The following is a 7,276-nucleotide window of genomic DNA, read 5'->3' on the forward strand; positions in this document are numbered from 1 at the left end:
TTGGCGCGGTTGCGGACGATGCCGGAATCGTTCATCAGCGCGTGGACCTTTTTGGCGTCATAGCGGGCGATCTTATCGGGCCGGAAATCGTCGAAGGCGCGGCGAAAATTGTCGCGCTTGCGCAAAAAGGTGATCCAGGAGAGGCCGGCCTGGAAGCCGTCGAGCATCAGCTTTTCATACAGCGCGCGGTTGTCATATTCCGGCACGCCCCATTCGGTGTCGTGATAGGCGACATAAAACGGGTCTTCGCCGGGCCACGGGCACCGCGTCTTGCCATCCTCGTGCAGGCGGGCCGATCGGCTCATGCGACGGTCTGTTTCGGGGCGGGGCGCAAATCATTCGGCTCGGCAAGGCGGATGGCAAGGCCGCCGGCGGTAAGTTGCGCGCCGGCGGCGAGCGCGTCGGCTATGCGATCGGTCCGGACCAGCGCGAGACCGTTGCCGCCGGCGGTCGAGCCCATGGTGCCGACCGGCTTGTCGCCGGCGAGGATCGTCGCACCGGGTTCCGGCGACGGGCCCTCGAGAATGACCCTCACGGTCCGGGTGCGCGCGGTGCCGCGATGCTGGATCCGCGACACCACTTCCTGGCCGACGTAACAGCCCTTGTCGAAATCGACGCCGTGCAGGCGGTCCATGTTGGTCTCGTGCGGAAACGCGTCGCCATAGATGAAGTCGAGGCCGCCGCGCGGCACGCCGGCCGCAATGCGATGGGCCTCGTAGTCGGCGCTGTCGACCAGGTCCGCGCCGAGGAGATCGGCGACCTTCTGCGCCAGTTCCTCGGGCACGAGAATCCGCCAGCCGAGCGCGGCGGCCCTCGGATCGGCGAACGAAAGATCGGGCTGGATCGCCGGTTCGCCGCCCCACGCCGCCAGCACGCCGATTCTGTCGGTGAGGTTTTCGACCGTGACTTTGGCACGCAGCTTGTAGAAGCCGAGCTTGTCGGCAAGCCCCTGCGCCAGCGCGCGCGGGGCATCGAGCAGGAAGCCGCCGCCATGGCCGGCGGGCGCCTCCGTGATCAGGAAATCGGTCGTGATCTTGCCCTGCGGCGTCAGCAGCGCGCCGAACCGGCCAAGCCCCGGGCGAAGCAGCGTCAGGTCTGACGTGACGAGGCCGTTGAGGAAATCGCGCGCGTCATCGCCGCCGACCTTGACCACGCCCCGATCCGGAAGAAACGCTGCTTTCATGCGGTTGGAAGCTCTTTCTGCAAGTTGTTCTTGAAGCTGTTGTTTTGGCTGTTCTTCAAGTTCTTGGGGAAACGCAATGGCCTGACATCAAGTGCCGGATGTCACAGATCAACGTAAGGCGCTAAGGTGCGGTCAACAAGGCCCGCGCCACCCTCCAGAAGCGGGCGCCGAGGACCGATGAATCAGCATTTTGACACCATTCTGAAATCCGGCACCGTGGTCAACCAGGACGGCGAGGGCGTGCGCGATATCGGCGTCACCGGCGGCCGGATCGCCGCGATCGGCGGATTGGGGCAAGCCTCCGCCGGCGAGGTGATCGACTGCAAGGGCCTGCACATCCTGCCCGGCGTGATCGACACCCAGGTGCATTTTCGCGAGCCGGGCCTGACCCACAAGGAGGATCTGGAAACCGGCTCGCGCAGCGCCGTGATCGGCGGCGTCACCGCCGTGTTCGAGATGCCGAACACCGATCCCCTGACCGTCGACGAATCGACCTTCACCGACAAGGTGAAGCGCGCCCATCACCGCATGCATTGCGATTTTGCGTTTTTCATCGGCGGCACCCGCGACAATGTTGAGGTTCTACCGGAACTCGAACGCGCGCCGGGCTGCGCGGGCGTAAAGGTGTTCATCGGCTCATCCACCGGCGCGCTTCTGGTCGAGGACGACCAAAGCCTGCGGCGCATCCTTCAGGTGATCCGCCGCCGCGCCGCCTTTCACGCCGAGGACGAATACCGCCTCAACGATCGCAAGGGGTTACGCGTCGAAGGCGATCCGCGTTCGCATCCGGTGTGGCGCGACGAGACCGCGGCGCTGCTGGCGACGCAGCGGCTGGTCAAGCTCGCCCACGAGACCGGAAAGCGCATTCACGTGCTGCATATCTCGACCCGGCAGGAGATCGAGTTCCTGCAGGGTCACAAGGATGTCGCCTCCTGCGAGGCGACGCCGCATCACCTCACTTTGGTCGCGCCCGAATGCTATGAGCGGCTCGGCACCCGCGCCCAGATGAACCCGCCGGTGCGCTCGGCCGAGCATCGCGACGGCATCTGGCAGGGTATCGATCAGGGCATCATCGACGTGCTCGGCTCCGACCACGCCCCGCACACGCTTGAGGAAAAGGCAAAGGCCTATCCGGCCTCGCCCTCGGGCATGACCGGGGTGCAGACGCTGGTGCCGCTGATGCTCGATCATGTCAACGCCGGGCGGTTGTCGCTGGCGCGCTTCGTCGATCTCACCAGCGCCGGCCCGGCGCGGCTGTTCGACATCGCCGCCAAGGGCCGGATCGCGGCGGGCTATGACGCCGACTTCACAATCGTCGATCTCAAGCGAGCCGAGACCATCACCAACCGATGGATCGCCTCCCGCGCCGGCTGGACGCCCTATGACGGCATGCGCGTCCAGGGCTGGCCGGTCGGCACCTTCGTGCGCGGCCGCCGCGTGATGTGGCAGGGCGAAGTGGCGACGCCGTCGACCGGCGAGCCGGTGCGGTTCCTGGAGACGCTGAAGGCGTGAGCCTACTGCTTCGGCTGCGCGATGGAAAACTCGCCATTGCGCACGCGCAGCGGAAGCCCTTCGGCGAACTTCGCCACCGCGTCCTCGCCATAGGTGGAGACCAGTTCGGCGAAGGCTGCGAACAGGCTGGCCTGCGCCAGGCAGTCGCCATCGACGCCATCGTGACGCGCTTCCGCCCAGGCCTCGCTGAGATAGCCGAGCGCGGCCTGCTTCTGTTCGAGATCGTCGAGCGGGTCGCGGGCGATGGCAAAGGACGCGGGATGGCTCATGACGCTCTACGGAGGGTGTGCGCAATCCAGGGCGGAACGCGTCGAACGCGCGTGGTGTAGCATGCGGCGCCGGGCCGCCTAGGCCACATCTTTAGGAAGGGTTAACGAATGTATCCAGGTTGAATCAATTGTTCCGCTTGACCTCAGGCTGCGTTCAGTTGGCGTAGCGCGCGGTCAGATCGCGGGAGATTTTCGAGCCTTCCTCGATGTAGCGGCGGATCGCGACCGAGGCCGCCGGCGTGCAGGTCCGGTAGGTCTGCTGAAAACCGTTATAGCCGCGGTTGAAGCCCGCGATCATCCGCGCGCGGCGCTCGCCGGAGGGGGTTTCGGCGTCGATCAGCGCCTGCATTTCGTTGCGCCATTTGCCGCCTTCATTGCTGCCGCAGATGCCGCGCAGATAGTGCAGGGTGCCGAGGATTTCGGCCAGCCGCTGCAACTCGCCGTCGAACGGCGCGGCCGCATCCTGGGCCCGCGCCGGGCCGGAAATGCATGCCGAAACAAGGATAAAGGCGGCCAGAAAGTAGTTGGACATCAGCGGTTCCGAAACCGCGTGTATGCCTCCTCAATACGCCCGAGGCAAGGCGGGCGAGCCTCGCAAGCTAGCCCTGGATCAGCCGCCGGGCCGCCTGGACGACCTCCGGCAGGCCGCCGGTGACCCTGAGATCGCCGAGCGCGTCGGGGCTGAGCCATTTGAAATCGTCATGCTCGTCGTTCAGCACCGGGTCCCGGGCCGCCCAGCGGGCCGCGAACGACATGATCAGATAATGCCCGCCGCCGCTCGTTGCTGGCAGCACTTCGCGCCATCCGGCGAGGCCCACGATCTCGATTCGGAGCCCGGTCTCCTCATCGACCTCACGGCGCAGGGCCGTATGCAGGGACTCGCCGAATTCGACCCGGCCGCCGGGAAACGAATAGAAGCCCTTTGCCGGCGAACGGGCGCGCCGCACCAGCAGCACCTTGCCGTCGCGAAAAATCGCGCCGCTGACGGCGAGCTGGGGATGGGAATGATCGGAAGAAGTCAAGGCATGATCCCGAAAAGCTTGCCCCGCACATGATGCGGGGTGGGAACCGGTTTTCGGACCAGATCATGCCTCATGGAAAAGCGAAGGTCTAATTCGACCCGGTCGAATCAGACCGGAGCGCTCAGTTGCCCGCCATGATGGTTTCGACATCGGCGTCGGTGCCGCCATTGATGATGCCGCCGGCCAGCGACACCAGCGGCTTGACCCAGATCGTGGCCTGCTCGGCGAGCGTGGCGCGGGTCTTGTCCTGGCTGACTTCGCGCATCGCCGAACTGACCGCGGTCAGGATCGAGGTCATGGTAGAGGCGATATTGTCGAACTCGGCCCGGATCCGGGTGTCGGCCGCCTCATAGGCCAGGATCGCCAGATCGCGCGCCTTGAAGTTGGAGGCGGTGAAATGCTCGGCATAGGACAACGGGCGCCAGCTCATGAAATCTTCCGCGCATTCCGGAATGTCCGGGATCATCTCCAGCAGCATGATGGCTTCGTTGAAATGATTCAGATAGTCGGTGGCAAGCCCGGTGCGGGGGTTGATGTTGGCGGCGCGCAACTGCGCCGCCCAGGCCTCCGCGTCCGGGCCGGTCGGTCGAGGGGTCGAGCGATCGGATCGCGCGGGCGTGGCGGCCGTCGAGGTCATCCGTTCCAGTGTTGACATCCGGGGTTAAAAGGTCCTGAACGGATGCCTATCTTGGCCAAATAATGTGCGGACGCTTCGTCATCACGTCGCCGCCGGCGGCGCTCCGGCAGTTGTTCGGCTATGCCGAGCAGCCCAATTTCCCGCCACGGCATAATATTGCGCCGACCCAGCCGATCCCGGTGGTGATCCTCGAGCATGGCGGCCGACATTTCCGGCTGATGCGCTGGGGTCTGGTGCCGGCCTGGGTCAAGGATTTCAGTCAATTTACGCTGCTGATCAATGCCCGTGCCGAAACGGTACAGCAAAAGCCGGCGTTCAAGAACGCCGTGACGCGGCGGCGCTGCCTGATCCCGGCCGATGGCTATTATGAATGGCGGGAGGCCGGCGGCCGCAAGCGGGCGTACTTCATCCACCGCCGCGACGGCAAGCCGGTCGGCTTCGCCGCGCTCGCCGAGACCTGGATCGGCCCGAACGGCGAGGAGGTCGACGGCGTCGCCATCGTCACCGCGCCGGCAAGCCGCGATCTCGCGGCATTGCATCACCGCGTGCCGGTGACGATCGCGCCCGAAAATTTCGAGCGCTGGCTGGACTGCCGGGCGAACGATGCCGAGGCCGTGATGGCGCTGTTGACCGGGCCTGGCGAAGGCGAGTTCACCTGGCATGAGGTCTCAACGAGGGTCAACCGCGTCGCCAATGACGACGCGCAGCTGATGCTGCCGATCACGGCGGAGGAAAGCGCGGCGGAAGAGGCGAGGCCGGCGAAGAAGGCGGTGTCGCGAAAGACCACGCCGGTCGCACCCGACGACGGCCAGGTCTCGTTGTTTTAGAATCGCAGAATCGTAGGATGCGCAAAGGCGCGTTCTTCGCGCCGTGCCCACCATCGGCAAACGCGGTGGGCATCGCGCAAATGTGCCTTTGCCCACCCTGCGAACTACGAACTACAACACCTTGCCCGGGTTCATGATCCCGAGCGGATCGAGCATCGCCTTGATGCCGCGCATCAGCGAGATCGCGACCTCGTCCTTGACATCGGGGAGCTCGTCGCGCTTGAGCACGCCGATGCCGTGCTCGGCGGAGATCGATCCGCCCATCCGCATCACGATCGCGTGCACCATCGCGTTGACCTCGTGCCAGCGCGCCATGAAATCGGCCGCATGGCCGCCGACCGGTTGGCTGACATTATAATGGATGTTGCCGTCGCCGAGATGGCCGAACGGCACCGGCCGCGCGCCCGGGATCAGCTTTGTCACCGCCGCATCGGCTTCCGCGATGAAATCAGGCACCGCCGCCACCGGCACGGAAATGTCGTGCTTGATCGAGCCGCCTTCCGGCTTCTGCGCCGCCGACATCTCGTCGCGCAGCTTCCAGAGCGCGGCGCGCTGGCTCAAATTGGCCGCGATCGCGGCGTCGTCGACGATGCCATCTGCCATGCCCTTCGCCAAAATCGCTTCCAGCGCGGCGCTGGCATCGTCGCGCGGCGACGACAATTCCATCAGCACATACCAGGGGTGCTTGCTCCCAAGCGGGTCGCGGATATCGATGCCGTGGCGGATGCTGAAATCCACCGCGATATCGGCCAGAAGCTCGAAACTGGTGAGACTGCCAGCCGCTTCGCTCTGCGCGATCGCGAGCAACCTCAAGGCCTTGGCCGGGGATTTCAAACCGACATAGGCGGTCGCCACCGCGCGCGGCTTCGGAAACAGCTTTAGCGTCGCCGCGGTGATGATGCCGAGCGTGCCTTCGGCGCCGATGAAGAGATGGCGAAGGTCGTAGCCGGTATTGTCCTTTTTCAGTTTCGACAGCGCGTTCAGAACGCGGCCGTCGGCCAGCACCACTTCCAGCCCGAGCGCCATCTCGCGCGCCACGCCATAGGCAAGCGCCGCGGTGCCGCCGGCATTGGTGGAGAGATTGCCGCCGATGGTGCAGCTTCCTTCCGCGCCGAGCGACAGCGGAAACAGCCTGTCGGCGTCGCTGGCGCGCCGCTGCGCGACCTGCAGCACCACGCCGGCCTCGCAGGTCATGGTGTTGGAGGCGGGATCGACCTCGCGGATCTTGTCCATCCGTCGCGTCGAGACCACCACCTCGCCATGATGTGGCGTTTGTCCGCCGACCAGGCCAGTGTTGCCGCCCTGCGGCACCAGCGCGATGCGGTATTCAGAGGCGAGCTTGCAGATCGCGGAAACTTCCGCGGTCGAGCCCGGCCGCAACACCAGGGGAGAGCGCCCCTGAAACAGCTCGCGCTCCTCGGTGAGGTAGGGCGCGATGTCGGCCGGCTCGGTCACCGCATATTTGTCGCCGACGACCGCGCGGAATCTGGCGATCAGTTCCGGCGATAGCGGCGGCGCGGCGGGCTGGACGATATTCATGTTTCGCACTTCTCTTCTATCACTTTCATTTCCGCCCGACTGCCGCGCGGCGCAGCCGGTCGTTGATGGCTTCGCCCAACCCGTGGTTCGGGATCGGCATCACCGCGATCGCCCGCGCGCCCTTGCCGTCGAGCGCGCGAAGATAGCCGAACAGATGGGCGGCGGCCTCGGTGAGATCGCCGCGCTCGGACAGATTCATCACCGCGGCCGCCGCGTCAATTCCGCTGACCGCATCGGGGCCGAACGCCAGCAGCGCCTCGCACGGCTCGAGCCGATCAGCGTTGAGC

The 7,276-nt window shown here is 65.7% G+C and carries 10 protein-coding genes; 2 read left to right on the forward strand and 8 right to left on the reverse strand.

All coding sequences use genetic code 11. From position 1 onward, the window contains the following. Nucleotides 1–305, reverse strand: a 305-nt coding sequence (locus WCE35_RS08145) for a DNA-3-methyladenine glycosylase I (RefSeq protein WP_424592837.1), incomplete at its 3' end; no start/stop codon positions are given. Further along, nucleotides 302–1,183, reverse strand: coding sequence for a YgfZ/GcvT domain-containing protein (locus WCE35_RS08150; RefSeq protein ID WP_424592838.1), 882 nt, complete (start codon nt 1,181–1,183; stop codon nt 302–304). The genes WCE35_RS08145 and WCE35_RS08150, both read right to left, overlap by 4 nt. A 177-nt stretch (nt 1,184–1,360) precedes the next feature. Between WCE35_RS08150 and WCE35_RS08155 the strand changes: the two genes are divergently transcribed. Then, nucleotides 1,361–2,695, forward strand: coding sequence for a dihydroorotase (locus tag WCE35_RS08155; protein ID WP_424592839.1), 1,335 nt, complete (start codon nt 1,361–1,363; stop codon nt 2,693–2,695). A gap of 2 nt (nt 2,696–2,697) precedes the next feature. Here WCE35_RS08155 and WCE35_RS08160 read toward each other — a convergent pair whose 3' ends face one another. From WCE35_RS08160 to WCE35_RS08175, 4 genes are all read right to left on the reverse strand, one after another. Next, nucleotides 2,698–2,964 carry a hypothetical protein gene (locus WCE35_RS08160; RefSeq protein WP_424592840.1) on the reverse strand — a complete coding sequence of 89 codons (267 nt, stop codon included), beginning with the start codon at nt 2,962–2,964 and terminating at the stop codon, nt 2,698–2,700. A gap of 154 nt (nt 2,965–3,118) precedes the next feature. Next, complete coding sequence (locus WCE35_RS08165) at nt 3,119–3,496, reverse strand: TIGR02301 family protein (protein ID WP_424592841.1); 378 nt, start codon at nt 3,494–3,496, stop codon at nt 3,119–3,121. 67 nt (nt 3,497–3,563) lie between these two features. After that, nucleotides 3,564–3,986 (reverse strand): NUDIX hydrolase, encoded by a 423-nt coding sequence (locus tag WCE35_RS08170; RefSeq protein ID WP_424592842.1) that lies wholly within the window; start codon nt 3,984–3,986, stop codon nt 3,564–3,566. A 121-nt stretch (nt 3,987–4,107) separates the two neighbouring features. Further along, entirely contained in the window at nt 4,108–4,623 is a 516-nt protein-coding gene (locus WCE35_RS08175; RefSeq protein ID WP_424592843.1) for a hypothetical protein, read from the reverse strand. Nucleotides 4,624–4,685: 62 nt separating this feature from the next. Here WCE35_RS08175 and WCE35_RS08180 point away from each other — a divergent pair, with 62 nt between their 5' ends. After that, a complete protein-coding gene (locus tag WCE35_RS08180) occupies nt 4,686–5,450 on the forward strand; it encodes an SOS response-associated peptidase (RefSeq protein ID WP_424592844.1) in 765 nt (254 codons plus the stop codon). A gap of 111 nt (nt 5,451–5,561) precedes the next feature. On the opposite strand, the gene WCE35_RS08185 is transcribed toward WCE35_RS08180, so the two are convergent. Together WCE35_RS08185 and WCE35_RS08190 are read right to left on the reverse strand one after the other, a co-directional pair. Further along, complete coding sequence (locus WCE35_RS08185) at nt 5,562–6,989, reverse strand: FAD-binding oxidoreductase (RefSeq protein WP_424592845.1); 1,428 nt, start codon at nt 6,987–6,989, stop codon at nt 5,562–5,564. A 25-nt stretch (nt 6,990–7,014) separates the two neighbouring features. Then, on the reverse strand, nt 7,015–7,276 hold a 262-nt coding region (locus WCE35_RS08190), incomplete at its 5' end, for a Sua5 family C-terminal domain-containing protein (protein ID WP_424592846.1).

Source organism: Bradyrhizobium sp. (assembly GCF_049691595.1).
Classification (GTDB): Bacteria; Pseudomonadota; Alphaproteobacteria; order Rhizobiales; family Xanthobacteraceae; genus Bradyrhizobium.